The organism is Streptomyces sp. 63XJN7_1_ISO-PGPR-S23-121, assembly GCF_056173025.1.
In genome coordinates, this window is the sequence record NZ_CM149653.1 from 2,839,496 (window position 1) to 2,865,718 (window position 26,223).

Here is a 26,223-nt window from a genome sequence, read left to right on the forward strand (position 1 = left end):
GAGCGGAAGGGCTCCCCACCCGGCCGACCGACGTTGCGCGGGGCGGCCGGTCAGACGTCCTGGCCGCTGCCGCCGCCGGAGGACACCTCGATGCCCTTGGTGATCTCGTCGATCACCGTCTGCTGCCCCTCGGTGTCGACACCGAAGCGCACGACGACGATGCGCTTCGCGTCGGCCGGCGACGGGAAGGCGAGCGACTCCACATAGCCGTCGGAGCCCTTGCTGGTGACCGCCTTCCAGCGGACCAGGTAGCCCTTCTGCCCGGCCACCGTCACCGCCTCGGAGGCCAGTTCCTGGTGCGAGGTGATCCCGCCGTAGGACTTGCCGCCGTACGACTCCTCCGCGTTTGCCGCGATGTCCGCCTTCGCGACCTCCTCGGCGGTGGTGCCCTTGGTGCCGAGCACCATCGCCGGCGCCGAGTAGGCGCCGCCCTTGGTGCAAGTGGCGGAGGTGTCGCCCGGGCACTTGTAGGTGTCGTCGGAGGTCACCGTCGCGCCCACCGACAACTGCTGGCCCGACCAGCCGTCCGGGACGGGCAGGCTGATCCCGCTGACGGGGTCCGGCACCGCCCCGCTGTCGATCGTGGGCGGCTCCGACCGGCCCGGCGAGTCCGGCTCGGACGGCCGGCCGTCCCCGCCGTCGCCGGAGCCGGGCCCCTCCTGCTGCCGGGACGCCGTGCCGCCGCCGGTGGATCCGTCGTCGTCGGCCAGCACGTACACACCGGCGCCGATGGCGGCCAGGATGGCCACGGCGGCCGCGACGGCTATCCCGGTGCGCAGTCCGCGCCGCCGGCCGGACGGCGGCTGGACGGGATACCCCGGATAGCCCGGGTGCACCGGATAGGGCCCGGGGGCGGCGCCGTACGACCCGGGCGCGGCGTCGTACGACCCGGGCGCGGGGAGTCGCGGCCCGGGAGCCGGGTCCTGCGGTCCGGTCCCGCCGTCGTGCGGCCCGGTCGCCGGCGGCGTGCCGGGCCCCCACGCGGCGGCCGGACCCGCGGGACGGACCTGGTCCGTCCACGCCTTGCCGTCCCACCAGCGCTCGGTCGCGGGACCGTCACTTGTCTGCCCGGGGTCCGGGTACCACCCGGGAGGAGTCACCTGCGTCATGGCCCCACCGTATGAGGCGTCGGTGAAAGCGGGATGAGAGACCCCGCGACGGCCCCCGCTCCCGCGCCTGTCGGCGCACGTCCGGGACCGCTCCGCCGGTGACGGGCGCGGAGCCCACGCCGGTGTCTTACCGCATGTCACCTGTCGCGGCAACTGCTGCCCCGACCGTCCACCACCGGAGCGATCGGGCCGCTAGGCTCGACCCCTGTACGTCGTTCGGGCGACTGGGGAGGTAGCGGGATGACGGAGGTACGGCCCACGGCCGCCGCCTCGGCCTCCCTGTGGGAGCGCGACGAGGAAGTCGCCGCCATCACAAGGGCGGTGGACACCCTGTGCGCGGACCGCTCGTCCTCCGGCGCCCTGTTGGTGTGCCGGGGCGAGGCGGGACTGGGCAAGACCGCGCTGCTGGCCGAGACCCGCCGCATCGCCGAGGCCCGCGGCTGCACCGTCTGGTCCGCGCGCGGCGGCGAGACCCTGCGCTCCGTCCCCTTCAACGTCGTACGGCAGTTGCTGCAGCCGGCCCTCGTGTCCATGCTCCCGGAGGAGGCGCGCGAGTACCTCGGCGACTGGTACGACATCGCCGGCCCCGCCCTCGGCATAGCCGAACCCGGCGAACGGCAGGCCGACCCGCAGGGCGTGTGCGACGGGCTGGTCGCCGCCGTGCGCCGGCTGGCCCGCCGGGAGTGGCCGCTGGTCCTGCTCGTGGACGACGTCCACTGGGCCGACCAGGAGACCCTGCGCTGGCTGGCCGCGCTCGCCGGGCGCCTCGACGAGACCTCCGCCCTCATGGTGATCGCCCACCGTCCCGGCGACGTCACCGGCGACAGCGCCCGCCACCTGGACACCGTCGAGGCCGCCGGCCGGCCCCTCGCCCCGCTCAGCGCCCTCACCCCGGAGGCAACGGCCGGACTCACCCGCGCCACCGTGGGCGCCCACGCCGACAGCGCGTTCTGCCGCGAGGTGTGGGCCGTCACCGACGGCAATCCCTACGAGACCGTCGAACTGCTCGCCAAGGTCAAGGACAGCGGACTGGAGCCGGTCGAGGCCCGGGCCGCCGAACTGCGCGCCCTGAACCGCTCCGCCCGCGGCGGCGGACTCGTCGCCCGCCTGGAGCAACTCGGCATCGACGCCACCCGGTTCGCCTGGGCCGCCGCGATCCTCGGCACCGGCATCACCGTCGACATGGTGGCCCGGCTCGCCACCCTCGACCGCGGCGACGCCGTCCGCTGCGCCGAACTGCTCGGCGCCGCCCGCATCGTCACCACCCCCGACCCGGCCTCCGGACGAGTGGCCGACGGGGACCTGGAGTTCGTCCACCCGCTGATCGCCACCGCCGTCTACAACTCCATCCCCGACGCGCTGCGCCGGGCCATGCACGGCATCGCGGCCCAGCTCGTCGCCGACTCCGGACTCGGCGCCGCCGCCGCCTCCCGCCACCTCCTCCAGGTCCACCCCGACGACGACCAGGACGTCGTCCGGCAGTTGCGCGACGCCGCCCGCGAGCACCTCGCCGTCGGCGCCCCCGACGCCGCCCAGCGCTGCCTCGAACGAGCCATCGAGGAACCGCCGCTGCCCGAAGCGCACGCGCGCGTCCTCTACGAACTCGGCTGCGCCACCCTGCTCACCGCCCCCGCCACCACCATCGGGCACCTGCGCACCGCCCTCGCCATGCCCGGCCTCGACGGCGACGAACGCGTCGACGCCGTCTTCCGGCTCTCCCAGACCCTCCTCCACAACGACCAACTGGAGGAGGCCGTCCGCACCGTCGAGGCGGAGTCCCTCCGCACCCCGGACCCGTCCGCGCGGCTGCGCCTCCAGGCCGTCCAGTACATGTGGGAGGGCATCCACGCCGGCGAGACCGCCTCGCCCGGCCGCTCCGCCCGCCTCGCCGAGCTCGCCGCGACCTGCACCGGCCGCGACAACGCCGAACGCGCCCTGCTCATCCTGCGCGGCTTCGACGCCATGACCCACGGGGAGAGCGCCGAGGAGGTCGTCGAACTGTGCGACCGCGCCCTCGTCAACGGCCGCCTCGCCCCCGGACTCGGCTGGACCGACACCGAGTGGGGCCTCGAACTGCCCATGATGCTGGCCAGCGCCTACGCCTACTGCGACCGGCTCGACCGCGCCGAGGCCCTGTTCACCGAAGCGCTGCGCGCCTACGAGACCGCGGGCTGGAGCGGCGGCCACCTCGCCCTCGCGCACGCCTACGTCGGGCTGGGCCACCGCAGGCGGGGCCGTCTGCGGGAGGCCGAGGAGTCCCTGCGGGCGTCGCTGCGCATCGCCGAGCGCGTCGGCCGCGGCCTGCCGCTGTACTGGTCCGCGATCTGCAACCTGATCGACACGCTGCTCGCCCGCGGGCACGTCGAGGAGGCCCGTTCGCTCGCCGACCAGTACGGCTTCGCCCCGCCCTACCCGTCCACGATCGTGCTGCCCGACCCCCGTACCGTCCGCGGCCGGCTGCTGCTCGCCACCGGCCGCACCAAGGACGGCGTCAACGAACTGGAGGCCGCCGAGAAGGCCGCCTCCGCGCGCGGCCGGCACAACCCGGTGGTGGTCCCCTGGGCCACCGACCTCGCCCGCGCCCTCGCCGCCGAGGACCCCGGCCGCGCCGCGCGACTGGCCTCCGACGCGCGCCGCCAGGCCGAGCGCTTCGGCACCGACACCGCCATAGGGGAGGCCCTGCGCTGCGCCGCCGCCCTGGAGACGGGCCGGCGCGCGGTCCGGCTCGCCGCCCAGGCGGTCGCCTACCTGGAGTCCTCGCCCTGCCAGTACGAACACGCCGCGGCCCGCGTCGAGTACGGCATCGCGGCCCGCTCCGGGGCCGAGCTCGAACGAGGGCTGGCGCTGGCGCGTTCGTGCGGTTCGGACGGGCTGGTGGCGAAGGCCCGCGAGGCCATGGCCGCGCTCGTGGGCTGAACCGCCGGCTCAGCCCGCCGCGCCGTCCTCCTCGGCCAGCACCCGCTGGGCCGTCGCGAACGCCGAGTTCGCCGCCGGCACCCCGCAGTACACGGCCGTCTGGAGCAGTACGGCGCCGATCTCGTCCGGCGTGAGCCCGTTGCGGCGGGCCGCCCGCACATGCATGGCCAGTTCCTCGTAGTGGCCGTGCGCCACCAGCGCCGTCATCGTGACCATGCTGCGCTCGCGGCGCGACAATGTGTCGTCGGTCCAGATCTCCCCCCAGGCGTAGCGCGAGATGAAGTCCTGGAAGCGGGCGGTGAACGGCGTCTGCCGTCCCTGCGCCCGGTCCACGTGCGCGTCGCCCAGCACCTCGCGCCGTACCGCCATGCCCCGCTTCGCGCCCCCGCCGAAGTGCCCGCGCAGTGCGGTCAGCACCGCCTCGGGCCGCTCGGCGGGCGCCAGGTGCGAGGCACCCGGGATCTCCATCAGCGCCGCGCCGGGCACCCCGTCGGCGATCTCCCGCAGGTGCGCGGGCGGCGTGGCCGGGTCCTCGCGCCCGGCGATCAGCAGCGTGGGCGCGGAGATCTCGCCGAGCCGGTCCCGCAGGTCGAACGCGGCCAGCGCGTCGCAACACGCGGCGTAGGCCCCGGGGTCGGCCTCCCGGTGGTCCCGCACCAGCTCGGGCACCGTGAACCCGGACGTGAACCACCGCGCGTCGGCACTCCCGGCGAGTCCCTCCAGCCCGTCCGCGCGCACCAGCGCGGCCCGTTCCTCCCACGGCTTCGAGCCGCCGAAGTGCGCCGACGAGCAGACGACGGCCAGCGACGACACCCGTTCCGGATGGTGCACGGCCAGGTGCAGGCCCACCGCACCGCCCAGGGACACGCCCGCGTAGGCGAACCGTCCGACGCCGAGCGAGTCGGCGAGCTCCAGCACCAGGCCGGCGAGGTCGCCGACGGTGGCGCCGGGCCCGATCAGGCCGGCCGCCGAACCGCCGTGCCCCGGCAGGTCCCAGCGGATCACCCGGTGCCCGACGGCCAGTTCGGGCGCCACCGCGTCCCACAGCGCGTACGAGGTGCCCAGCGAGGGTCCGAGCAGCAGCGGGGGAGCGGAGGCGGGGCCTTCGGTCAGGTGGTTGAGCATGGTCAACGTCGCTCCAGGGCACGGTCGGTCAGGGCTCCGGCGGAACCGGTGCAGCGGGCCGGGTCGGTCGGTCCGTCGAGGTCGAGGTTCTGCAACTCCGGTACCTCGGAGAGCAGTTCGCCGAGACCGCGGTCCTCGGTGTAGGTGCGCCGGGCGAGTTCGACTAGCAGCTCCTTGGCACGGGCCCGCCCGAGCAGCGGCGCCAGCTCGGCGGAGAGCCGCTCGGACACGATCAGCCCGTGGGTGAGGCCGAGGTGCGCGCGCATCGCGTCCGGGCGCACCCGCAGCCCCTCGGTCAGCTCGGCGGTGTCACGCGCCGCTCCGCCGGCCAGCCGCAGCAGGTCCCGCAGCGGCTCCCACTCGGCGTGCCAGGCCCCGGCGGGACGCTCGTCCTCGGCGGCAAGGGAGCCGTACAGCGTGGCCGCGAGCTGCGGCGCGCGCCGGGCCGCCGCCGCGATCAGCGTGGAGCGCACGGGGTTGGCCTTGTGGGGCATCGCCGACGACGCGCCGCCGCTGCCCTCGGCGACCTCGCCGATCTCGGTACGGGAGAGCGTCAGCACGTCCACGGCGATCTTCCCGACGGCCCCGGCGGTGAAGGCGAGGCAGCCGGCGAGGTCGGCGACCGGGGTGCGCAGGGTGTGCCAGGGCAACAGCGGTGCGCGAAGGCCCAGTTCACGGGCATACGCCTCGGGCAACGCGGTCGCGTCCTCGGCGCCGTACGCCCCGAAGGCCGCCAGCGTGCCCGCCGCGCCGCCGAGCTGGGCGGGCAGCGCGCCGCGCACCGCCGTGATCCGGTCCCGCGCGTCGAGCACCAGCGTGCGCCATCCGGCCGCCTTCAGCCCGAAGGTCGTCGGCACGGCGTGCTGGGTCAGCGTCCTGCCCGGCATCGCCGTGTCCCGGTGCTCGGCCGCCAGCCGGGCCAGCGCCCGCTCCGCGCGGGTGAGGTCCGGCAGCAGCAGGTCCAGGGTGCGGGCGGCGACCAGCATCGTCGCGGTGTCCATGATGTCCTGGCTGGTCGCGCCCCGGTGCACGTACGGCCCGTGGTCCTCGCCGACCGCCTCGGTCAGGTCCGCGACCAGCGGGATCACCGGGTTGCCGCCGCGGCGGGCACGCGCGGCCAGGGAGACCACGTCGAAGCGGGCCGGGTCGGCGGCCTCGGTCACCGCGGCCGCCGCATCGGCGGGGGCGAGCCCCAGCCCGGCCTGGGCCCGGGTCAGCGCGGCCTCCGCGTCGAGCAGGGCCCGCAGGAAGGCGCGGTCGTCGGTCGCGCCGGCGGCCGGCGAGCCCGCCCACCCGGGAGCGAGCAGGCCGGCGTCGGGTGCTGATGTCACTGGAACTCCAGGAAGACCGTTTCGCCTTCGCCCTGAAGGCGGATGTCGAAACGGTACGTGCCGTTGCCCTCGTCCCCGGCGATCAGCGTGTCCCGGCGCTCCGCGTCCAGCCCGGACAGCAGCGGGTCGGCGGCCGCCGCGGCGTCGTCGCCCGGGAGGTAGATCCGGGTGAACAGGTGCACCAGCAGTCCGCGCGCGAACACGCACACACTGAGATAGGGCGCGTTCCGGCCGCGCGCGCCGGGGCGCAGCGTCCGCACGTACCAGTGTCCGTCGGCGTCGGTCTGGATGCGGCCGAAGCCGGTGAACTCCACGCCGTTTCGGCCCAGGAAGCCGCCGGAGGCGGGGTCGCGCCGCATCGAGCCGTCGGCGGTGGGCACCCTGCCGTCCGGGTCCGGCCCCCACACCTCCAGCAGGGCGTCGGGCAGCGGATCGCCCTCGCCGTCGTACACGTACCCGTGCACGGTGACGGTGTCCGGGTGCCCGAGGGGCGCGATCTCCTCGCCGCCGCGGAAGGGCAGCGCGTAGCCGTAGAACGGGCCGACCGTGTGCGACGGGGTGGGCGGCACGTTCTCCGGGCCGCTGGTGTCGGTCTTCGTCATGGCGGTCAGCGTCCTTCCTCGATCCAGGTGGCGTTCGGGCCGTCGAGCACGATGTCCCAGTGGTAGCCGAGGGAGAACTCGGGCACGGACAGGCTGTGGTCGTAGGCCGCGATCAGCCGCTGCCGGGCGGCGTCGTCGGTCACCGACTGCAGGATCGGGTCGTACGGGAACAGCGGGTCGTTGGGGAAGTACATCTGCGTCACGAGCCGCTGGGTGAAGGCCGAGCCGAACACCGAGAAGTGGATGTGGGCCGGACGCCAGGCGTTGACGTGGTTGCGCCAGGGGTAGGGGCCGGGCTGGATGGTGGTGAAGCGGTAGAAGCCGTCGTCGTCGGTGAGCGTGCGGCCCACGCCGGTGAAGTTCGGGTCCAGCGGGGCGTCGTGCTGCTCGCGCTGATGGGCGTAGCGGCCGGCCGAGTTGGCCTGCCAGATCTCCACGAGCTGCCCGCGCACGGGCTTGCCGGCGCGGTCGAGCAGGCGGCCGGAGACGGTGATGCGCTCGCCGACGGGCTCGCCGGTGTGCTGCCGGGTCAGGTCGTTGTCGATGCCGGTGAGGTCGCGCTCGCCGAAGGCTGGGGAGGACAGCTCCACCAGCTCCGGGTCCCGGCTCACGTCGATGTTGACCGGCGGCTGCTTGGGGTGGCGCAGCACGGAGGACCGGTAGGGGGCGTAGTCGCGGCGCGGGTGGTGCTCGACGGGAGCGCCGTCGGCGACCCGCTTCTCGTAGGCGGCGTGCTCGGCCGCGATCTCCGCGTCGATGTCGTGCTGGGTGAGAGTCATGGGGTTTCCTGTGGGTGACTGGCGGTCGAGGACGAGGGCGAGGCCGCGGTGCTGCCGGCCGGCCGCCGGGAACCGGCGGCGGAGACGTCCCTCACCGGGCCCCCTCCGCGACGGCGAGCCGGGCGGCGGTCCTGGCGACGACCTCGTCGGCGCTCACGCCCGGAGCGGTCTCCACCAGGACCAGGCCGCCGGCGGTGACGTCGAGGACGCCGAGGTCGGTGATGATCCGGTTCACGCACGCCTTGCCGGTGAGCGGCAGCGCGCACTCCTCGACGATCTTGGGCGAGCCGTCCTTGGCATTGTGGGTCATCACCACGATGACCGTGCGCGCACCGTGGACGAGGTCCATGGCCCCGCCGATCCCGGTGATCATCTTGCCCGGGACGGCCCAGTTGGCCAGGTCACCGGCGGCGGAGACCTGCATCGCGCCGAGCACGGCGACGTCGATGTGCCCGCCGCGGATCATCGAGAACGACAGTGCCGAGTCGAAGAAGGCGGCGCCCGGCAGGACCGTGACGGTCTCCTTGCCGGCATTGATCAGATCGGGGTCGACCTGGTCCTCGGTGGGGTACGGGCCGGTGCCCAGGATGCCGTTCTCGGACTCCAGGATCACCTCCACGCCCTCGGGGAGGTGGTTCGGGATCAGCGTCGGCAGGCCTATGCCGAGGTTGACGTACTGCCCGTCCCGCAGCTCGCGCGCGGCCCGCGCGGCCATCTGTTCACGTGTCCAGGCCATCAGGAACGCACCGTCCCCCGTGCCGGGGGCGCGGAGACCGTGCGCCGCTCGATCTTCTTGTCGGCGGCCTGCTCGGGGGTCAGCGCGACGACGCGCTGCACGAAGATCCCCGGCAGGTGCACGGCGTCCGGGTCGATCTCGCCGGGCTCCACCAGCTCCTCGACCTCGGCGACGGTGATCCGGCCCGCCATGGCCGCCAGCGGGTTGAAGTTCCGCGAGGACCTGGCGAACACCAGATTGCCGTGCCGGTCGCCCTTGGCCGCCCTGACCAGGGCGAAATCGGTGCGTATGCCGCGCTCCAGCACGTACTCCTCCCCGTCGAACTCACGCACTTCCTTCGGCGGCGACGCCAGTGCGACACCACCGGAGCCGTCGTAGCGCCACGGCAGCCCGCCCTCGGCGACCTGTGTGCCGACGCCCGCCGGCGTGTAGAAGGCGGGGATGCCGGCACCGCCGGCCCGCAGCCGTTCGGCCAGCGTGCCCTGCGGGATCATCTCCACCTCGAGCTCACCGCCGAGGTACTGCCGTGCGAACTCCTTGTTCGCCCCGATGTAGGACCCGGTCACCCGGGCGATGCGGCCCGCGGCCAACAGGACGGCCAGCCCCGAGTCCATCGCGCCGCAGTTGTTGGAGACGACCGACAGTCCGTCCACCCCGCGCTCGAAGAGCGCCTCGATCAGCACGTTCGGCACGCCGCCGAGTCCGAAACCGCCCACGGCGAGCGATGCGCCGTCCGGCACGTCGGCCACCGCCTCACCGGCGGTGGCCACCACCTTGTCCATCCGAGAAGCCCCATCTCTTCCGAGCGCCCCGGGATCCGCGGACCGCAATTAATCAGGGCACTGAGTATTTAAGCGAGGTGGCCCACACGCTGCCATCGGACGTCCGGGGCGTCAAGACCCCGGAAAGTGCGAGGTAGATCGGGTGGACGAGCCCCGGGTGAAGCGGCACCGGCCGATGTATCGTCAGTGCACCAACGAATCTCGCCGCAGAGGAGCGCACATGGCCGCGGTCGACCTGACCACCCACCCCGGGCATCTGGCCCGGCGGCTGCAGCAGGCGCACCACCTGCTGTGGAACACGATGGTCTCCGAGGAGACGACCTCGCCGCAGTTCGCGGTCCTCAACGCGCTCGTCGCCGAACCGGGCCTCGACCAGCGCACCGTGGGGGAGCGGGTGGGGCTCGACCGGTCCACCATCGCCGAGGTGATCAGCCGGCTGGACCGCCGCGGCCTGCTCGGCAAGGTCCGCGATCCGCAGGACGGCCGCCGCTTCCTGCTGCGCCTGACGGACGAGGGCCTGCGCGTCCACCGCCGGCTGAGCGTGCGGACGGCCCGGATGAACCAGGTCTTCCTCGCCCCGCTCTCCGGCGCGGAACAGGCCGTGTTCCTTGACCTCGTCCAACGGGTCGCGGACGCCGCCGAGGGCCTCCGCAACCCGTCCGAGCCCGTGGTGGCCCCCGGCTGATCAGGGCGTCGCGGTGAACACCACCCAGACGGGTCCCTCGGCGAGATTCACCGGCGAGCCGTCCCGGGCGGTGAAGGCCGTGCCCTCCTCGGCCGCGCCGCGCTTCCACGTCACGTCGTAGGCGCGCCCGTCGCGCAGCACCTCCGCCGCCCCGGAGCCCACCGACGCCACGTACGGCGAGTTGTTGCCGCGGAAGTCCCCGAAGGCGGACCGGCGCACCGTCACGTGCTGGACGACGACCGTCGCCGGTTCCGGACGCCCGCCGCCGGCCGCGGGGGCCGGGTCGCCGTCCATGGAGATCAGCCAGCGGCCCCGGTCCGCCGACCAGGTGAAGGTGAAGCTCGCCGCCGGATAGCGCACCGTGCGCGAGGTCTCGGCCCGGCCGCTCCCGGGAGCCTCGCCGTAGTGGTAGCCCGTGGTCAGCGCGGCGGCGCCCGGGGGCGAGGACAGCAGCCGGTCCGGTCGCAGGTAGAGGTTGTGCGGGGCGGGGCGGCCGTCGTCGCGGACGTAGGCGTCGGGCGCCCGGTCCGGCGACTCGGCCCGCAGGGGCGCCCGGTCGATCACCGGGAGCAGCTTGCTCTGCGCGCCGGAGAACGCGAGCTCCGGCCGGTCGAACTGGCGCAGCAGCTCCAGGTCGGACTCGCGGGCGCTGCGGACCGGCCCGACCGACTCCGGCAGCTTGGTGGCGTAGACCGCCATGAGGCGGCTCAGGCCGCCCTCCACCGGTTCCACGTAGACGACGTCCGCGGCGTCCAGCCCCTTCTGCGGCCGGGCCGCGGGCGCGTTGTCGACCTTGACGGCGAGCACCGGGCCCGTGCCGGGCGTGCCCTGGGTGTGCGACCGCTCCGGGTGCGGCGCCCGGCCGTCGTCCTCGCTCGCCGGCGGCGCGGTGCAGCCCGCCGCCAGCGCGGCCGTCACCGCCGCGGCCAGCAGCACCGGCACGGTGCCGGCCCGTGCGCCGCGCCGCACGGCACGGTCCCGTTCGCGCGTCCTGTGTCGCATTCCGACCACCCGCCCACCCGATTCATGACTTCGATTGTCTGCTTATGAAGGCGTTTATGGCCATACCCGACTGAATCTGACAACGCACCCGGAATCCACTGTTCGGCCGAACCGGCGGGCGGTTCGGCCGGGGCGGCCCTGGGTACCCGGCCGCGACGCAGGAACGAAGCGCACGCGGCGACGGAGGGAGCGCGAGGCGATGAAGGCAGTTGTCTGGCAGGGCAAGCGGGACGTGCGGGTCGAGGACGTGCCCGACCCGAAGATCCAGGAGCCGACGGACGCGGTCATCCGCGTCACCTCCAGCGGGTTGTGCGGCTCCGACCTGCACCTCTACGAGGTGCTGACACCGTTCATGACACCCGGCGACATCCTCGGCCACGAACCCATGGGCATCGTGGAGGAGGTCGGGTCCGAGGTGACCGGGCTGAAGCCCGGGGACCGGGTCGTCGTGCCGTTCCAGATCGCGTGCGGGCACTGCTACATGTGCGGCACCGGGCTGCCGACCCAGTGCGAGACCACGCAGGTCAAGGGCGAGGGCATGGGAGCCCCGCTGTTCGGCTACACCCGCCTGTACGGCGCGGTGCCCGGCGGCCAGGCCGAGTACCTGCGCGTCCCGCAGGCCCAGTTCGGACCGATCAAGGTGCCGGAGGGGCCCGCCGACGACCGCTTCGTCTACCTCTCCGACGTCCTGCCCACCGCATGGCAGGCGGTCGAGTACGCCTCCGTCCCGCAGGGCGGCACCGTCGCCGTGCTCGGACTCGGCCCCATCGGCGACATGGCCTGCCGCGTCGCGCGCCTCAAGGGCGCCGGACGCGTGTTCGGCATCGACCTGGTACCGGAACGGCTGGAGCGGGCCCGGGCGCGGGGCGTGGAGACGTACGACCTGCGGGCCTTCGACAACGAGAAGGAACTGGTCGCCGCCATCCAGGACGAGACCGGGGGCCGCGGCCCCGACGCCGTCATCGACGCCGTCGGCACCGAGGCGCACGGCAGCACCGTGGCCAAGCTGGTCCAGCAGTCCGCGGCCGTGATGCCCCGGGCCATCGGCGGCCCGCTCGCGGAGCGCTTCAGCGTCGACCGGCTCGCGGCCCTGTACACCGCGATCGACCTGGTGCGGCGCGGCGGCACCATCTCGCTGAGCGGCGTCTACGGCGGCATGGCCGACCCGATGCCGATGCTCACCCTGTTCGACAAGCAGATCCAGATGCGGATGGGGCAGGCCAACGTGCGCCGCTGGAGCGACGAGATCGTCCCGTATCTCACGGACGAGGACCCGCTCGGCGTCGACGACTTCGCCACCCACCGGGTCCCGCTCGCCGAGGCGCCGCGCGCGTACGAGATGTTCCAGAAGAAGCAGGACGGAGCGGTCAAGGTGCTCATGAAGCCGTAGCCGTAGCGCTCAGGGGCCCCCGAGGATCTCCGCCAGGTCGTAGCGGACCGGTTCCTCCAGCTGGGCGTAGGTGCAGCTCTCCGGCGTGCGGTCCGGGCGCCAGCGGCGGAACCGGGCCGTGTGCCGGAAACGCGCCCCGTTCTCCATGTGGTCGTACGCCACCTCGACCACGCGCTCCGGCCGCAACGGCACCCAGGACAGGTCCTTCTTGCCCGACCAGCGGCTGGGCGCGCCGGGCAGCCGCGCCGACTCGTGCGCCGCCTCCTCCGCCCAGGCGGCCCACGGATGCCCCCGGACGTCGTCCATGCGCAACGGCTCCAGCTCCTCCACCAGCTCGGCGCGGCGCTTCATGGAGAACGCGGCGCTCACCCCGACGTGCTGGAGCCGGCCCCGGTCGTCGTACAGGCCCAGCAGCAGGGAACCGACCACGGGTCCGCTCTTGTGCAGGCGGTAGCCGGCGACGACGACGTCCGCCGTCCGCTCGTGCTTGATCTTGAACATGGCCCGCTCGTCCTGCCGGTAGCGCAGGTCGGGCGGCTTGGCCACGATGCCGTCCAGCCCCGCCCCCTCGTACTGCTCGAACCACTGCCGGGCCACCTCGATGTCTTCCGTCGCCGGGGCCACGTGCACCGGTGGCGTGGCCCCCGACAGCGCCCGGACCAGTAGCTCCCGCCGGTCGGTGAGCGGCACGTCGAGCAGCGACTCGTCGTCCAGCGCCAGCAGGTCGAAGGCGACCAGCGAGGACGGCGTCCGCTCGGCCAGCATCCGCACCCGGGAGTCCGCCGGGTGGATCCGCTCGGTCAGCGCGTCGAAGTCCAGGTGCCCCTCCCGCGCGATCACGATCTCCCCGTCCACCACGCACCGCTGCGGCAACCGCTCCCGCACGGCCTCCACCAGCTCCGGGAAGTACCTGGTCAGCGGCTTCCCCGTCCGGCTGCCGAACTCCACCTCGGCGCCGTCGCGGAACACGATCACCCGGAAGCCGTCCCACTTCGCCTCGTACCGCATGCCCGGCGGGATCTTCGCCACGGACTTGGCGAGCATCGGCTTCACGGGCGGCATGACGGGAAGATCCATGCACCGATTCTGCGCGCACCCCGCACCGAATGCGCGATATGCGAAGTGCGCGGGGTACGCCTACCGTGGCTCGCATGGCGGAAGCGGTGGAACTGGAGACGGACGGACGGACCGTACGGCTGTCCAGCCCGGGCAAGGTGTTCTTCCCGGAGCACGGCTACACCAAGCTGGATGTCGCCCGCTACTACCAGGCGGTCGCCCCCGGCATCCTGCGCGCCCTGCGCGACCGGCCCACGACCCTGGAGCGCCACCCCGACGGGATCACGGGCGAGTGGTTCTACCAGAAGCGCGCCCCCAAGGGCATGCCCGACTGGATCCCCACCGCGCACATCACCTTCCCCAGCGGACGCAGCGCCGACGAGATGTGCCCCACCGAAGAGGCCGCGGTCGTGTGGGCCGCCCAGTACGGCACCCTCACCTTCCACCCCTGGCCCGTGCGCCGCGACGACGTCGACCACCCCGACGAACTGCGCATCGACCTGGATCCCCAGCCCGGCACCGACTACGACGACGCGGTCCGCGCCGCGCACGAACTGCGGGCGGTGCTGGAGGAGTTCGGGAACCTGCGCGGCTGGCCGAAGACCTCCGGCGGGCGCGGCATCCACGTCTTCGTGCCGATCGAGCCGCGCTGGACCTTCACCCAGGTGCGCCGCGCCGCCATCGCCGTCGGGCGGGAGCTGGAGCGGCGGATGCCGGACCGGGTCACCATCAAGTGGTGGAAGGAGGAACGCGGCGAGCGCATCTTCGTCGACTACAACCAGACCGCCCGGGACCGCACCATCGCCTCCGCCTACTCCGTGCGCCCCCGGCCGCACGCCCCCGTCTCCGCGCCGCTGCGCTGGGACGAGGTCGGTGTCGCGCACCCGCGGGACTTCGACATCACGACCATGCCCGCGCGCTTCGCCGAACTCGGCGACGTGCACGCGGACATGGACGATCACGCCTACTCCCTCGACGCCCTGCTGGACCTGGCGACGAAGGACGAGCACGACCACGGACTCGGTGATCTGCCGTACCCGCCCGAGTATCCGAAGATGCCGGGAGAACCCAGGCGGGTACAGCCGAGCCGGGCGAAGAAGCCCGTCTCAGGAGCGGAGTGAGCTACAGCTCCTTGATGCGGACGTCCCGGTACGAGACCACGTCCGTCGTGCTGTGCACCTGGAGCCCGACGTAGCCGGAGGCGAACCGCCGCCCGTCCGTGCCCGGGTCGTCCGAGCGCGCCGGGTAGAAGTCCTGACCGCCGATGTTGTCGAACTCGTTGATCAGCACGCCGTTGCGGTACACCGAGTAGTGCTGGTCGACCACGCGGATCTCGTAGTCGTTCCAGGTGCCCTTCCCGGTGACGCCGGCCCCGGCGAGCCCGACCCGGTCGAATCCGTAGAGGGACCCGGTCTTGTACATGTCGCCGGTCGGGCTGTCGAGCACCTGCACCTCGTGCCCGTACTTGATGGCGACCCACTCCGGCCGCGTCTCCTCCGGGTGGTCGTGGACCCACGGGAAGCGTACGAACACGCCGCCGTTGGCGTTCCCGGAGGCCGGTGCGTCGTCACGCCACTGGAGCTTCAGCGAGAAGTCGCCGTACTTCCGCTCGGGGAACCACAGCATGCCCATGCCCGGCGTGCTGGTGCTGGAGGTGATCGACCCGTCCGCGTTCAGCGCGAACGAACCACCGCCCACCTGCTCCCACTTCGCGAACGACTCCTGGGTGCCGTCCATGATCTTGCGGTAGCCGTCGGTCTGGCCGGGCTTGCCGATCCCGGACTGGCGGGCGGCCTTGTTGATCGCCTTGACCTCCCGCTTGTCGACGACGCCCTCGTCCAGGAGCGCGTCCAGGACCTCCCCGACGTGCTTGAGGAAGAGCGCCTGGGACGTCCACTCCTTCTCGTCCTCGATCAGCTCGTTGATGCGGCACCGGTTGTTCGTCACCCGGTTCGGCACCCCCGAGTCGACCGTGCCGACGATCACCGTCAGCCGCTCGTCGTACTCCGGGCACGGCGGCGCCGGCACGCCTCCGCCCGCCACCACCGTGAAGCTCACGCTCAGCGGCTCGGACGTGTTGCCCGCCCGGTCGCTCGCCCGGTAGGTCACGGTGTGCCGTCCGGCCCGGTCGACGACCACGGGCGCGGTGTAGGCCAGGTAGGGCCCGGCGTCGAGGGAGTACTCGATGCCGGCCACGCCGGAACCGCCCTCGTCCGCGGCGCTGACGGTCACCCGCGCGTTGCCGACGTACGCGCCGTCGGAGTTCTTCGTGCCCTCCACGGTCGCGCCCGTCACCGGGGCGGTGGTGTCCTGCGGGGGAGCGGCGACGACCGTGAACTCGACGCTCTTGTCGGCCGCGACGTTGCCCGCCTTGTCGGTGGCGCGGTACCGCACGGTGTGGGTGCCCACCTGATGCACCATCACCGGCGCCGTGTACGCCTGCCAGGCACCGTCGCCGACCGCGTACTCGATGCCGTTGACGCCGGAACCGGTGTCGGAGGCCGTGACGGTCACCGTCGCCATGTCGATGTAGGCGCCGTCCGCGTTCCGCTCGCCGCCGACCGTCGCCGAGGTCTCCGGCGGCGTGGTGTCGTCGGTCGGCGGGGTGACCACGGTGAACGTGACGCTCTTCTCGGCGGCTGCGTTGCCCGCCTTGTCGAACGCCCGGTAGCGCACCGTGTGTTCACCGACCTGGTCCACCACGACCGGCGCGGTGTACGGCTGCCAGGCACCGTCGGCGCCGATCGCGTACTCGACGCGGTCCACCCCGGAACCGCCCTCGTCGGTCGCCGCGATCGTGACGGCCGCGGAACCGACGTACGCGCCGTCGGCGTTCTTCGTGCCGTCCACCTTCGCCGAGGTCGCGGGCGCCGTGGTGTCGTCGCCGCCCCCGCCCTCGGTGACCGTGAGCACGCCCGTCATCTGACCGTGGCCGGGGATCGTGCAGTGGTACAGGTAGCGGCCCGGGGTGAGGGTGACTTCGACGCTGTGCTTGCCGCCCTGGGCGTCGAACGGGTTGGCCAGGATGTTGAGCTGCACGTCGGTGTTGTACGCCGGGTCACTGGTCACGAACGTCAGCGTGTGCGGCATACCGGTGGTGTTGCCGGTCGCCTCGCTGTTCTCGAAGACGATCGTCGCCGGTCCGGCCACCGCCGTCTCGGGTGCGGACGTGTACTTGGTGATGTCGTCACCGGCGGTCCAGGTGAGGACCTGCTCGGCGGCCGGCGCCTCGGCCCGGGGCCGTCCGGAGGCGGACGTGGCCTGGAGGCCGAGCACCATCAGCAGGCCGGCCAGCAGGGCGGCCCACATTCTTCGTCGGCGTATCACTCGGTCCCCCTCGCCAGTTGTGCGGCGGCCGGGGTCGGCCCACCGCCCTTGTAGGTGACCCGCCACAGGGCCGACTTGGAGTCGGAGGTGAAGAAGCCGCGGCCGTAGTCGAGGACGTACAGCGCGCCGTCCGGGCCGAACTTCCAGCCCATCAGGTTCTTGATGCCGTCGTTGCCGACCGGCACGATCTTCTTCAGCGACTCCGCGTGCACCGGCAGACCGCCGTCGCCCTGCGTCCTCGGGTCCATCAGCACCGCGTTGCGCGGCTGGTCGGCGTCGTAGAAGTCGCCGACGAACCACTTGCCGTCCCAGTAGGCCGGCCACTTGGTCTCGCTGGTGCTCGCCGCGTCGTAGCGGTAGACCGGGCCGTTCATCGCGGCCTGGCCGCCGCCCTTCAGCCAGGGCAGCCTGTAGGTGGCCTCGTCCTGCTTGTACGACGGGACGCCGTTCTCGTCGCGCGGGAAGTCGGGGCCGCCGCCCTGCGGCGAGTACCAGATGTTGTTGCCGGTCACCGGCGGCAGGTTGACCAGGCCGTCGTTGTTCGGCGACTCGTTCTTCGGGTGGTCGCAGTCGTACCAGCCCAGCGGCTTCGACGGGTCCGGCAGGTTCCGGTCCCGGTACGGCTGCTTGTCGCCCATGCAGTACGGCCAGCCGCGGTTGCTCGCCTTGGTGATCACGGCGAAGGTGTCGTACTTGGCCGGGCCCCACGTCGGCGACGGCGCGCCCGCGTCCGGGCCGACCCAGCCCGCGTAGAGGGTGTCGGTCGACTTGTCGACGGAGATGCGTGCCGGGTTGCGGACGCCCATCACGTAGATCTCGCCGCGCGTCTTGCCGCCGCCCTCGGCGGTCTCCTTGCCGGTGAACAGGTTGCCCTCGGGGAGCGTGTAGGTCCCGTCCGGCTCCGGGTGGATGCGCAGGATCTTGCCGTTGAGGTTGTTGGTGTTGCCGGCGGTGCGGCGCGCGTCGGCGAAGGACACACCCTTGAAGTTGGGCTGCGGGTTGTTGCCCGAGTAACCGTCGCTGAAGCCGCTGGAGTTGTTGTCACCGGTGGCGATGTACAGGTTGCCCTTGGAGTCCCAGGCCATCCCGCCGCCCGCGTGGCAGCAGCTGTGGATCTGCACCGGCCACTTCAGCAGCACCTTCTCGCTGCCCAGGTCCAGCTTGTTCGTCGCCCGGTCGAGCGTGAAGCGGGAGACGCGCCGCTCGGCCATGTGGGTGTCGCGGTTGATGCCGGAGTGCGGCGTGTAGTGCAGGTACACCCACCCGTTCTGTTCGAAGGCCGGGTCCAGCTCGATGCCGAGCAGGCCCTCCTCGACCTTGACCAGTTCGTCGCCGCCGCCCTTGTTGCCGAAGACGGTCAGCTCACCGGCCAGTGTCACCTTCCCGGTCTTCGGGTCCCAGACGTGGACCTGGCCCTTGCCCTTGCCGATGTCCGGGTTGTTCCAGTCGGTGACGACGTGCTGCGACGAGTCCGCGCCGCCCCGGCCGATGTAGAACACCCGGCCGTCGGGCGCGGTGACCAGGCCGTGCGGCTCGCCGATCTGGTCGTTCTGGCCGGCCTGGTTGGGCTGGGTCAGCCGCTCGGCCCGGTAGTTGCCGGTGATGGTCGCCTTGCAGTCGGCCTGCACCAGCCGTGTCGTCCACAGCAGGGCGCCGCGCAGGTGGGCGCGGAAGTCGGTCTCGTCGTACGACGACACCGTCCCGCCCATGCCGGTGTAGAAGGACCGCCCGCCGTCGTAGTCCCGGCACCAGCTGACCGGGTGGTCGGCTCCGTTGGCGCTCGCGCCGGGAGCGTACGTCGACTCGCGGACCCGGGCCACGGTGTGGACGTCACCGGACGGGTTCTTCTGCCAGTTCAGCCACGCGTCGGGGCGCTTCCACTCCAACGGCAGGTCCTTGGTGGCCGGATGACGCCGGTCGCCGACCTCCACCGTGGCCCGCTGGACCTTCGCCGGGCTGGAGGCGGCCGGCCGCGCCCCCACCAGACCGGTGAACCAGTCCGAGTAGGGCTCGGCGCGGGCCGCGTCGTGGACGCCGACGAAACCGCCGCCGGCCTCCATGTACGCCTCCAGACCCGCCTCCTGGTCCGGATCGAGGACGTCACCGCCCCCGGTCAGGAACACGACCGCGTTGAAGCGGCCGAGCTTCTTCCCGTTGGTGAACACCGAGGCGTCGTCCGTCGCCTCGACCTTGAAGCGTTCCCTCGCCGGGCCGGTCAGCCCGATCCGCTCGATCGCCGCGATCCCGGCGTTCACCACCGGTGACTCGTCCCCGGCCGCGGCGGAACCGTAGAAGATCAGGACGCGGACGTTCTCGCCCCCCGGCGGCGACTTGATCGACATCGTTGTCAGGGATGGATCCGGCGCGGGCCGCGCACTGGCGGCGGGGCCTGACAGCAGTCCGGCGGCGACGAACCCGGCGGTCGCGAACGCCGCCCAGCCCCTTCTTCTCGTGCTCAACCCTCGTAAGCGCATGGGCACCTCCTAGGTCACGGCAGCAGCGCCATGGAAGTTAGACCTCTTTGCGCGATTCGCCAATAGGTATCACCGGGATGGGTCGAACTTTGTCCTGAGTGTGGATAAACAGAGCGGGGCCCGGTACCGTCTCACAGGGTCATCACAGCTACGTCTGAGCAAATTCCGTACCAGTGTGGGGAGTTCGGCATGGACAGACGGGGCTTCAACCGCCGCGTGCTGCTGGGCGGCGCTGCCGCGGCGACATCGTTGTCGGCGGCCTCCGGAGCGGCCGGCGCCGCCGACCGTACGCAGGCGGTGCAGGCGGTGCAGGCGGTGCAGGCGGTGCAGGCGGGAACGGCGACGGCGCCGGCCGGCGGCAAGGTGAAGCACATCAAGCTGTACGCCGAGAAACTGCCCGACGGGCAGATGGGGTACGGCCTGGAGAAGGGCCGGGCGACGATCCCCGGCCCGCTGATCGAGCTCAACGAGGGCGACACGCTCCACATCGAGTTCACCAACACGATGGACGTGGCGGCGAGCCTGCACGTCCACGGTCTCGACTACGAGATCTCCAGCGACGGCACGAAGATGAACCGGAGCGACGTCGAGCCCGGCGGCACCCGCACCTACACCTGGCGCACCCACGCCCCCGGCCGCCGCCCGGACGGCACCTGGCGGTCGGGCAGCGCGGGCTACTGGCACTACCACGACCACGTCGTCGGCACCGAACACGGCACCGGCGGCATCCGCAACGGCCTCTACGGTCCGGTCGTCGTCCGCCGCAAGGGCGACGTGCTGCCGGACGCCACGCACACCATCGTCTTCAACGACATGCGGATCAACAACCGTGCGCCGCACACGGGTCCGGACTTCGAGGCCACCGTGGGCGACCGCGTCGAGTTCGTGATGATCACGCACGGCGAGTACTACCACACCTTCCACATGCACGGTCACCGCTGGGCGGACAACCGCACCGGCATGCTCACCGGTCCGGACGATCCGAGCCGGGTCGTCGACAACAAGATCGTCGGCCCGGCGGACTCCTTCGGCTTCCAGGTGATCGCGGGGGAGGGGGTCGGTGCCGGGGCGTGGATGTACCACTGCCACGTGCAGAGCCACTCCGACATGGGGATGGTGGGGCTGTTCCTGGTGAAGAAGACGGACGGCACGATTCCCGGGTACGAGCCGCACGAGCACTCCCAGCCGGCCGGGGACGCCCCGGAGCACGAGCACTGACGACGGGCGGCGGCCGGTGCGCCGGCCCCGCCCGCGCCCTCCCCGAGCATCCCGGCCGCAGGGGCCGGGAGCCGGCTCCCGCCCGGCGACCTGCCGCTATCCTGAGCGGCAGCCGCCGAGGAGGAGCCCGTGACCGAGACCGCGCCGCGTCCCACGCTGGAGGCCGTGGCCGCGCGGGCCGGGGTCTCCCGGGCCACCGTCTCCCGTGTGGTCAACGGAGCGCACGGGGTGCGGGACGCGCTGGCCGAGCGGGTCCGGCGCGCCGTGGAGGAGCTCGGCTACGTCCCCAACCAGGCCGCCCGCAGCCTGGTGACGAGACGCCACGACGCCATCGCCGTCGTCGCCGCCGAACCGGAGACCCTGGTCTTCGCCGACCCCTACTTCGCCCAGCAGCTCCGCGGCATCAGCAAGGAGCTGACCGCCCACGACAACCAGCTCGTCCTGCTGCTCACCGAGGGCCGCGAGGACCACGCCCGCGTCGGCCGCTACCTGGCCGGCGGGCACGTCGACGGCGCCCTCGTCTTCTCCCTCCACCTCGACGACCCGCTGCCCGGCCTCGTCCGCGGCGCCGGCCTGCCGACCGTGTTCGGCGGACGGCCCGGCTGGGACGACGGCCGGGAGGACGCGCTCTACGTGGACAGCGACAACCGCGGCGGCGCCCGAGAGGCCGTACGCCATCTGGCCGGACTCGGCCGCACCCGCATCGCGCACATCGCCGGCCCGCTCGACCAGACCTCCGCCGCCGACCGGCTCGCGGGCTTCCGGGACGTCCGGGTGGACGCCGGCCCGGGCCTGGTCGCGCAGGGGGACTTCACGCCGGGCGGCGGTGAGCGGGCGATGCGCGAGCTGCTGGACCGGCGTCCGGACCTGGACGCCGTGTTCGCGGCCAACGACCTCACCGCGGCGGGCGCCCTGCGGGTGCTGCGCGAGCGGGGACGGCGGGTGCCGGACGACGTGGCCGTGGTCGGCTTCGACGACATGGCGCCCGTCGCCGAGCAGACCGACCCCCCGCTCACCACGGTCCGCCAGGACATCGAGGGGATGGGCCGGCTGATGGCCCGCCTGCTGCTGCGGGTGCTGGACCGCGGGACGGCGGGCGACGGCGGGGACGCCGCGGTCCACGGGGCGGGAGCCGCGCCGGACACGGACACGGACCCCGGCGTGATACTGCCGACCACCCTGGTCCGCCGCGCCTCCGCCTGAGCGCGCCGGACCGGGCGCGCCGCTCAGCCCTGCCGCGGCGCCGGCCTGAGCACCGCGAACCGGGCGCCGTACGGGTCGGCGAGCCGGGCGAGGCGCCCGACGCCCTCGATGTCCGTCGCGGGCATCCGCACCGTGCCGCCCAGCTCCCCGGCCCGGGCGACCGTGGCGTCCGTGTCGGCGACGGCGAAGTACGGCAGCCAGTGGGCGTCCGTCTCCACCGCGTCGTCGGCGAGCGGCACGACACCGCCGAACATGCTCTCCTCGCCCTCCCCGGCCGGGTTCACGCACGTGTACGTCCCGGCGCCGGGGAAGGGGACGGCGGAGGTCTCCAGTCCCAGCGCCGCGTGGTAGTAGGCGGCGGCGGCCGCGACGTCCGGCGTGTACAGCTCGACCCAGCACAGGGCACCGGTCTCGCCGGCCACGCCGAGGCCGCCCAGCCGCCCCGGCTGCCAGACGCCGAACGGCACCCCGGCCCGGTCGGCGAGGATCGCCACGGTGCCCTGGCCCATCACGTCCGCCGGCCGCATGAGCACACCGCCGTGGGCCTGCTCGGAGGCCTTGGCGGTGGCCTCCGCGTCGGGGGTCTGGAAGTAGACCGTCCAGGACGGCGGTCCCTGGTCCGCCGTGGTCCGCATGCCGCCGGCCGCGATCCGGCCGTCCAGGTCGAAGAAGCCGTACCCCCCGGCCTCGGGCCCCGCCGACCGGAACCGCCAGCCGAAGAGACCGCCGTAGAAGGCCGCGGCGCCGTCGAGGTCGGACGTGCCGACGTCGATCCAGTTCGGCGCGCCGGTGACGAAACGGGTGGTGAGCATCATCGCCCTCCTCGGAAGGGTCCCGTTGCCTGCACTGCCGAGTCTTCCACCGGTCGCCGGCGATCGCTTCCGCGCGCCGCCGTGCCTGTCCCCCCGCGTGGGGGCGATCATCGGGGTGTTCGCCGGGGCGGCCGTCGCCCGGCCGCGGCGGCGTTGATCCCGCGTTGATCGAACGTTTTTCTCCGGCGGGCACCATCCTGCGCATGCACATCGACACGATCGCGACGCCCGACCTCACCTGGCAGCAGGAGGCGTTGTGCGCCCAGACCGGGGCCGATTTCTTCTTCCCCGAGCCCGGAAGCTCCGTGCGGGACGCGAAGCGGATCTGCGCGCTGTGCCCGATCCGCTCGGCCTGCCTGGAGTACGCGCTGAGCAACGACGAGCGCTTCGGCGTCTGGGGCGGGCTGTCGGAGAAGGAACGGCTGGCACTGCGGCGCACCGCGCGCTGAGCCGGACCGGCCCGCGCCCCCGCCGGACACCCCCGGCACACCGGAGCCCCGGGCGGTGTCGTCACCGCCCGGGGCCCCCGCGCCGTGCCCGCACCGGACCTCGCGGACCGGCCGGGCGGGACGCCATCGGGTCAGCCCGCGGCGCGCGCCGCCATCCGGGCCTTGCGCGCCGCCAGCTTCTCGTCGAACTTGGCGGCCTCCGCGTCGAGCCCGCCCATGTACAGGCCGAGCTCCTCCTGGGCCCGCTGCCCCTCGGGGCCGAGGCCGTCGATCTCCATGATCTTCAGGAAGCGCAGCACGGGCTGGATCACGTCGTCGTGGTGGATGCGCAGGTTGTAGACCTCGCCGATGGCCATCTGGGCCGCGGCGCGCTCGAAGCCGGGGATGCCGTGGCCGGGCATCCGGAAGTTCACGACCACGTCCCGCACCGCCTGCATCGTCAGGTCGGGCGCGAGGTCGAACGCGGCCTTGAGCAGGTTCCGGTAGAAGACCATGTGCAGGTTCTCGTCGGTCGCGATGCGGGCCAGCATGCGGTCGCAGACCGGGTCGCCGGACTGGTGGCCGGTGTTGCGGTGGGAGACGCGGGTGGCGAGCTCCTGGAAGGCCACGTACGCCACCGAGTGCAGCATCGAGTGCCGGTTGTCCGACTCGAAGCCCTCGCTCATGTGGGACATGCGGAACTGCTCCAGCTTGTCCGGGTCGACGGCGCGCGAGGCGAGCAGGTAGTCGCGCATCACGATGCCGTGCCGGCCCTCCTCGGCGGTCCAGCGGTGTACCCAGGTGCCCCAGGCGCCGTCGCGGCCGAAGAGGGAGGCGATCTCGTGGTGGTAGCTGGGCAGGTTGTCCTCGGTCAGGAGGTTCACCACCAGGGCGATCCGGCCGATCTCGGTGACCTTGGACTGCTCCTTCTCCCAGGCCTCGCCGTCCTCGAAGATCCCCGGGAAGTTGCGGGCGTCGCTCCACGGCACGTACTCGTGCGGCATCCAGTCCTTGGCGACCTTCAGATGCCGGTTGAGTTCGGTCTCGACCACTTCCTCCAGGGCCTGCAGCAGCCGGGCGTCGGTCCAAGCGGCGGAAGTGCCGAGGTGCGGGGAAGTGATCGTCACGGGTACTCCAGGGGACGTGCGACAGAGCGGATGGTGAACCGGCGAGCGGTGCCGGGAACCTACGGGATCGTAGGCTACGAAACCGTAGGTTACGAGACCGTAGGTTAAACGCACCGTAAAGGCACCTGATCAGCCGCTGTCCAACGGGGTGTGGCGCGGCCCGACCCGCAGGTCCTGGGCCGAACGGGTGAAAGGCGGTGGCGCCGACGGGCCATCATGCAGTGCCGGCACCCGCGCGCGGAACCCCCGGAGGCGTCCAGTGACGCCTCCGGGGGTTCCGCCCCGGCCGGAACGCCTCCGTCAGCCGGCCCGCTCTCCCGCGGCCGGGCCCGCCTCCCGCGTGACGTCCCTCAGCTCTCCCTCCTCCAGCAGCAGCCGGCGCGTGATGCCGAGCGAGTCCAGGAACGGCATGTCGTGACTGGCCACGATCAGCGCCCCCTCGTACGACTCCAGGGCCGTGGTGAGCTGCCGGACGCTCGCCATGTCCAGGTTGTTCGTCGGCTCGTCCAGCAGAAGCAGCTGGGGTGCGGGTTCGGCCAGCATCAGCGCGGCCAGGGTGGCCCGGAAGCGTTCGCCGCCGGACAGCGTGGCCGCCTTCCGGTCGGCCCGGGCGCCCCGGAACAGGAAGCGTGCCAGCCGCGCCCGGACCCGGTTGCCGGTCACGCCCGGCGAGAGACGGGCCACGTTCTCGGCGACGGTCAGTTCGTCGTCCAGGACGTCGAGCCGCTGCGGCAGGAACCGCAGCGGGACGTGCGCGGTCGCTTCGCCCGACACCGGTTCCAGCTCGCCGGCGATCGTGCGCAGCAGCGTGGTCTTGCCCGTGCCGTTGCGCCCGGTCAGCGCGATCCGCTCGGGACCGTGCAGATCGAGGCCGCCCCGCACCCGCGCGCCGTACACGAGCTCCAGGTCCCGCAGGGTGAGCACCGTCCGGCCCGGCGGGACGGCGGTGTACGGCAGGTCGACGCGGATCTCGTCGTCGTCCCGCACGGCCTCCACCGCGTCGTCGAGCCGCTCTCTCGCCTCGGCGAGTTTCTCCTCGTGCATGATGCGGTACTTCCCGGCCGACTCCTGGGCGGTGCGCCTGCGCATCCTCATCACCGCCCGGGGCTCGCGCTTGGTGTCGTACATCTTCTGCCCGTACCGCCTGCGCCGGGCCAGGACGACATGGGCGTCGGACAGTTCGCGCCGCTGTCTGCGCAGGTCGGCCTCGGCGACCCGCACCATGCGTTCGGCCGCCTCCTGCTCGACGGCCAGGGCCTCCTCGTAGGCGGAGAAGGTGCCGCCGTACCGGGTGATCCCGCCGGCCCGCAGGTCGGCGACCTGGTCGACGAGCTCGAGGAGCTCACGGTCGTGGCTGACCACGACCATCACCCCCGGCCAGGAGGCGACGGCCGCGTACAGCCGCCTGCGGGCGTACAGGTCCAGGTTGTTGGTCGGCTCGTCCAGCAGCAGGACGTCCGGCCGGCGCAGCAGCAGGGCCGCCAGCCGGAGCAGGACGGACTCGCCGCCGGACACCTCGCCGATGGTGCGGTCCAGCGCCACGTGGCCGAGGCCGAGTTCGCCGAGCGTGGCCAGCGCGCGCTCCTCGACGTCCCAGTCGTCGCCGACGGCCTCGAAGTGCTCCTCGGACACGTCACCGGCCTCGATGGCGTGCAGCGCGGCCCGCCGCGCGGCGATGCCGAGCACCTCGTCGACCCGCAGGCCGGTGTCGAGCGTGACGTTCTGCGGGAGGTGGCCCACCTCGCCGGCCACCCGGACGGTGCCGTCGGCGGGGCCGAGCCGCCCGGCGATCAGCTTCAACAGGGTGGACTTGCCGGACCCGTTGACACCGACGAGCCCGGTCCGGCCGGGGCCGAACGAGGCGTCGAGGCCCTCGAAGACGGAGGTGCCGTCGGGCCAGGAGAAGGAAAGGGCCGTACAGGTGATGGAAGCGGTCATACGAAGTCTCCGCGGTTGCTCGATGCGGTCAGGGGCAAACGCGTATCGAGACACCGGAAGGCGGCGGCCGCCGCAGGGCGGGGAAAGGAGGAGCCCGCCGGTGGCGGGCATGAGAAATGCCCTGTTCCGCCAGGGACGGCTCGAACGCCGAGGCCGCACGCGACGTTCACCCACGCTGGGCGG

General features: G+C 72.9%; 21 protein-coding genes. 7 read left to right on the forward strand and 14 right to left on the reverse strand.

The window, feature by feature from the left end; all coding sequences use genetic code 11:
• Positions 1-50 precede the first annotated feature (50 nt).
• A complete protein-coding gene (locus AC0VYN_RS12300; protein ID WP_475536007.1) occupies positions 51-1,109 on the reverse strand; it encodes a DUF2510 domain-containing protein in 1,059 nt (352 codons plus the stop codon).
• 240 nt (positions 1,110-1,349) lie between these two features.
• On the opposite strand from AC0VYN_RS12300, the gene AC0VYN_RS12305 reads away from it, so the two are divergent.
• On the forward strand, positions 1,350-4,025 hold the full coding sequence (locus tag AC0VYN_RS12305; RefSeq protein ID WP_475536008.1) for an ATP-binding protein: 2,676 nt from the start codon (positions 1,350-1,352) through the stop codon (positions 4,023-4,025).
• Positions 4,026-4,034: 9 nt separating this feature from the next.
• Here the strand turns inward: AC0VYN_RS12305 and pcaDC are convergent, their stop codons facing one another.
• The 6 genes from pcaDC to AC0VYN_RS12335 form a co-directional block, all read right to left on the reverse strand.
• Positions 4,035-5,150, reverse strand: a complete 1,116-nt coding sequence (pcaDC, locus tag AC0VYN_RS12310) for a bifunctional 3-oxoadipate enol-lactonase/4-carboxymuconolactone decarboxylase PcaDC (protein ID WP_475536865.1) — start codon at positions 5,148-5,150, stop codon at positions 4,035-4,037.
• A gap of 2 nt (positions 5,151-5,152) precedes the next feature.
• Complete coding sequence (gene pcaB, locus AC0VYN_RS12315) at positions 5,153-6,481, reverse strand: 3-carboxy-cis,cis-muconate cycloisomerase (RefSeq protein WP_475536009.1); 1,329 nt, start codon at positions 6,479-6,481, stop codon at positions 5,153-5,155.
• Complete coding sequence (gene pcaG, locus AC0VYN_RS12320) at positions 6,478-7,083, reverse strand: protocatechuate 3,4-dioxygenase subunit alpha (RefSeq protein WP_451691447.1); 606 nt, start codon at positions 7,081-7,083, stop codon at positions 6,478-6,480. The genes pcaB and pcaG overlap by 4 nt, the downstream gene beginning before the upstream one ends.
• A 5-nt stretch (positions 7,084-7,088) precedes the next feature.
• Positions 7,089-7,862, reverse strand: a complete 774-nt coding sequence (pcaH, locus tag AC0VYN_RS12325) for a protocatechuate 3,4-dioxygenase subunit beta (RefSeq protein ID WP_475536010.1) — start codon at positions 7,860-7,862, stop codon at positions 7,089-7,091.
• A 91-nt stretch (positions 7,863-7,953) separates the two neighbouring features.
• Positions 7,954-8,598, reverse strand: coding sequence for a CoA transferase subunit B (locus AC0VYN_RS12330; RefSeq protein WP_475536011.1), 645 nt, complete (start codon positions 8,596-8,598; stop codon positions 7,954-7,956).
• Positions 8,598-9,380, reverse strand: coding sequence for a CoA transferase subunit A (locus tag AC0VYN_RS12335; RefSeq protein ID WP_451691442.1), 783 nt, complete (start codon positions 9,378-9,380; stop codon positions 8,598-8,600). The genes AC0VYN_RS12330 and AC0VYN_RS12335 overlap by 1 nt, the downstream gene beginning before the upstream one ends.
• A gap of 220 nt (positions 9,381-9,600) precedes the next feature.
• Between AC0VYN_RS12335 and AC0VYN_RS12340 the strand changes: the two genes are divergently transcribed.
• Positions 9,601-10,065 carry a MarR family winged helix-turn-helix transcriptional regulator gene (locus AC0VYN_RS12340; protein ID WP_475536012.1) on the forward strand — a complete coding sequence of 155 codons (465 nt, stop codon included), beginning with the start codon at positions 9,601-9,603 and terminating at the stop codon, positions 10,063-10,065.
• Here AC0VYN_RS12340 and AC0VYN_RS12345 read toward each other — a convergent pair whose 3' ends face one another.
• Positions 10,066-11,067 (reverse strand): DUF3048 domain-containing protein, encoded by a 1,002-nt coding sequence (locus AC0VYN_RS12345; protein WP_475536013.1) that lies wholly within the window; start codon positions 11,065-11,067, stop codon positions 10,066-10,068. It abuts the gene before it with no gap.
• Positions 11,068-11,266: 199 nt separating this feature from the next.
• On the opposite strand from AC0VYN_RS12345, the gene AC0VYN_RS12350 reads away from it, so the two are divergent.
• On the forward strand, positions 11,267-12,457 hold the full coding sequence (locus AC0VYN_RS12350) for a zinc-dependent alcohol dehydrogenase (RefSeq protein WP_386921285.1): 1,191 nt from the start codon (positions 11,267-11,269) through the stop codon (positions 12,455-12,457).
• A gap of 9 nt (positions 12,458-12,466) precedes the next feature.
• Here the strand turns inward: AC0VYN_RS12350 and AC0VYN_RS12355 are convergent, their stop codons facing one another.
• Entirely contained in the window at positions 12,467-13,534 is a 1,068-nt protein-coding gene (locus AC0VYN_RS12355) for an ATP-dependent DNA ligase (RefSeq protein ID WP_475536014.1), read from the reverse strand.
• Positions 13,535-13,608: 74 nt separating this feature from the next.
• On the opposite strand from AC0VYN_RS12355, the gene ligD reads away from it, so the two are divergent.
• Entirely contained in the window at positions 13,609-14,634 is a 1,026-nt protein-coding gene (gene ligD / locus AC0VYN_RS12360) for a non-homologous end-joining DNA ligase (RefSeq protein ID WP_475536015.1), read from the forward strand.
• A gap of 1 nt (position 14,635) precedes the next feature.
• On the opposite strand, the gene AC0VYN_RS12365 is transcribed toward ligD, so the two are convergent.
• Together AC0VYN_RS12365 and AC0VYN_RS12370 are read right to left on the reverse strand one after the other, a co-directional pair.
• Positions 14,636-16,822 (reverse strand): OmpL47-type beta-barrel domain-containing protein, encoded by a 2,187-nt coding sequence (locus AC0VYN_RS12365; RefSeq protein WP_475536016.1) that lies wholly within the window; start codon positions 16,820-16,822, stop codon positions 14,636-14,638.
• Between the two features lie 14 nt (positions 16,823-16,836).
• On the reverse strand, positions 16,837-19,314 hold the full coding sequence (locus tag AC0VYN_RS12370) for a ThuA domain-containing protein (protein WP_475536017.1): 2,478 nt from the start codon (positions 19,312-19,314) through the stop codon (positions 16,837-16,839).
• Between the two features lie 189 nt (positions 19,315-19,503).
• Here AC0VYN_RS12370 and AC0VYN_RS12375 point away from each other — a divergent pair, with 189 nt between their 5' ends.
• Both AC0VYN_RS12375 and AC0VYN_RS12380 read left to right on the forward strand, forming a co-directional pair.
• Complete coding sequence (locus AC0VYN_RS12375) at positions 19,504-20,532, forward strand: multicopper oxidase domain-containing protein (protein WP_475536018.1); 1,029 nt, start codon at positions 19,504-19,506, stop codon at positions 20,530-20,532.
• A gap of 129 nt (positions 20,533-20,661) precedes the next feature.
• Complete coding sequence (locus tag AC0VYN_RS12380; RefSeq protein ID WP_475536019.1) at positions 20,662-21,735, forward strand: LacI family DNA-binding transcriptional regulator; 1,074 nt, start codon at positions 20,662-20,664, stop codon at positions 21,733-21,735.
• 23 nt (positions 21,736-21,758) lie between these two features.
• Here the strand turns inward: AC0VYN_RS12380 and AC0VYN_RS12385 are convergent, their stop codons facing one another.
• The gene (locus AC0VYN_RS12385) at positions 21,759-22,547 is read right to left on the reverse strand and encodes a VOC family protein (RefSeq protein WP_475536866.1); all 789 of its coding nucleotides are present in this window, start codon (positions 22,545-22,547) and stop codon (positions 21,759-21,761) included.
• 203 nt (positions 22,548-22,750) lie between these two features.
• Here AC0VYN_RS12385 and AC0VYN_RS12390 point away from each other — a divergent pair, with 203 nt between their 5' ends.
• The gene (locus AC0VYN_RS12390; RefSeq protein ID WP_385460816.1) at positions 22,751-22,996 is read left to right on the forward strand and encodes a WhiB family transcriptional regulator; all 246 of its coding nucleotides are present in this window, start codon (positions 22,751-22,753) and stop codon (positions 22,994-22,996) included.
• Between the two features lie 131 nt (positions 22,997-23,127).
• Here the strand turns inward: AC0VYN_RS12390 and AC0VYN_RS12395 are convergent, their stop codons facing one another.
• A complete protein-coding gene (locus AC0VYN_RS12395; RefSeq protein ID WP_475536020.1) occupies positions 23,128-24,102 on the reverse strand; it encodes an acyl-ACP desaturase in 975 nt (324 codons plus the stop codon).
• A 300-nt stretch (positions 24,103-24,402) separates the two neighbouring features.
• Positions 24,403-26,040 carry an ABC-F family ATP-binding cassette domain-containing protein gene (locus tag AC0VYN_RS12400; protein WP_475536021.1) on the reverse strand — a complete coding sequence of 546 codons (1,638 nt, stop codon included), beginning with the start codon at positions 26,038-26,040 and terminating at the stop codon, positions 24,403-24,405.
• Between the last annotated feature and the right edge of the window lie 183 nt (positions 26,041-26,223).

Bases quoted from the DNA above. Each gene is read 5' to 3' on its own strand.
- AC0VYN_RS12390 (WP_385460816.1), top strand. From the start codon at position 22,751: ATGCACATCGACACGATCGCGACGCCCGACCTCACCTGGCAGCAGGAG.
- AC0VYN_RS12385 (WP_475536866.1), bottom strand. From the start codon at position 22,547: ATGCTCACCACCCGTTTCGTCACCGGCGCGCCGAACTGGATCGACGTC.
- AC0VYN_RS12370 (WP_475536017.1), bottom strand. From the start codon at position 19,314: ATGCGCTTACGAGGGTTGAGCACGAGAAGAAGGGGCTGGGCGGCGTTC.
- AC0VYN_RS12335 (WP_451691442.1), bottom strand. From the start codon at position 9,380: ATGGACAAGGTGGTGGCCACCGCCGGTGAGGCGGTGGCCGACGTGCCG.
- ligD (WP_475536015.1), top strand. From the start codon at position 13,609: ATGGCGGAAGCGGTGGAACTGGAGACGGACGGACGGACCGTACGGCTG.
- AC0VYN_RS12345 (WP_475536013.1), bottom strand. From the start codon at position 11,067: ATGCGACACAGGACGCGCGAACGGGACCGTGCCGTGCGGCGCGGCGCA.
- AC0VYN_RS12305 (WP_475536008.1), top strand. From the start codon at position 1,350: ATGACGGAGGTACGGCCCACGGCCGCCGCCTCGGCCTCCCTGTGGGAG.
- pcaDC (WP_475536865.1), bottom strand. From the start codon at position 5,150: ATGCTCAACCACCTGACCGAAGGCCCCGCCTCCGCTCCCCCGCTGCTG.
- AC0VYN_RS12375 (WP_475536018.1), top strand. From the start codon at position 19,504: ATGGACAGACGGGGCTTCAACCGCCGCGTGCTGCTGGGCGGCGCTGCC.
- AC0VYN_RS12340 (WP_475536012.1), top strand. From the start codon at position 9,601: ATGGCCGCGGTCGACCTGACCACCCACCCCGGGCATCTGGCCCGGCGG.
- AC0VYN_RS12330 (WP_475536011.1), bottom strand. From the start codon at position 8,598: ATGGCCTGGACACGTGAACAGATGGCCGCGCGGGCCGCGCGCGAGCTG.
- AC0VYN_RS12355 (WP_475536014.1), bottom strand. From the start codon at position 13,534: ATGGATCTTCCCGTCATGCCGCCCGTGAAGCCGATGCTCGCCAAGTCC.
- pcaH (WP_475536010.1), bottom strand. From the start codon at position 7,862: ATGACTCTCACCCAGCACGACATCGACGCGGAGATCGCGGCCGAGCAC.
- AC0VYN_RS12400 (WP_475536021.1), bottom strand. From the start codon at position 26,040: ATGACCGCTTCCATCACCTGTACGGCCCTTTCCTTCTCCTGGCCCGAC.
- AC0VYN_RS12300 (WP_475536007.1), bottom strand. From the start codon at position 1,109: ATGACGCAGGTGACTCCTCCCGGGTGGTACCCGGACCCCGGGCAGACA.
- pcaG (WP_451691447.1), bottom strand. From the start codon at position 7,083: ATGACGAAGACCGACACCAGCGGCCCGGAGAACGTGCCGCCCACCCCG.
- AC0VYN_RS12365 (WP_475536016.1), bottom strand. From the start codon at position 16,822: ATGTGGGCCGCCCTGCTGGCCGGCCTGCTGATGGTGCTCGGCCTCCAG.
- AC0VYN_RS12350 (WP_386921285.1), top strand. From the start codon at position 11,267: ATGAAGGCAGTTGTCTGGCAGGGCAAGCGGGACGTGCGGGTCGAGGAC.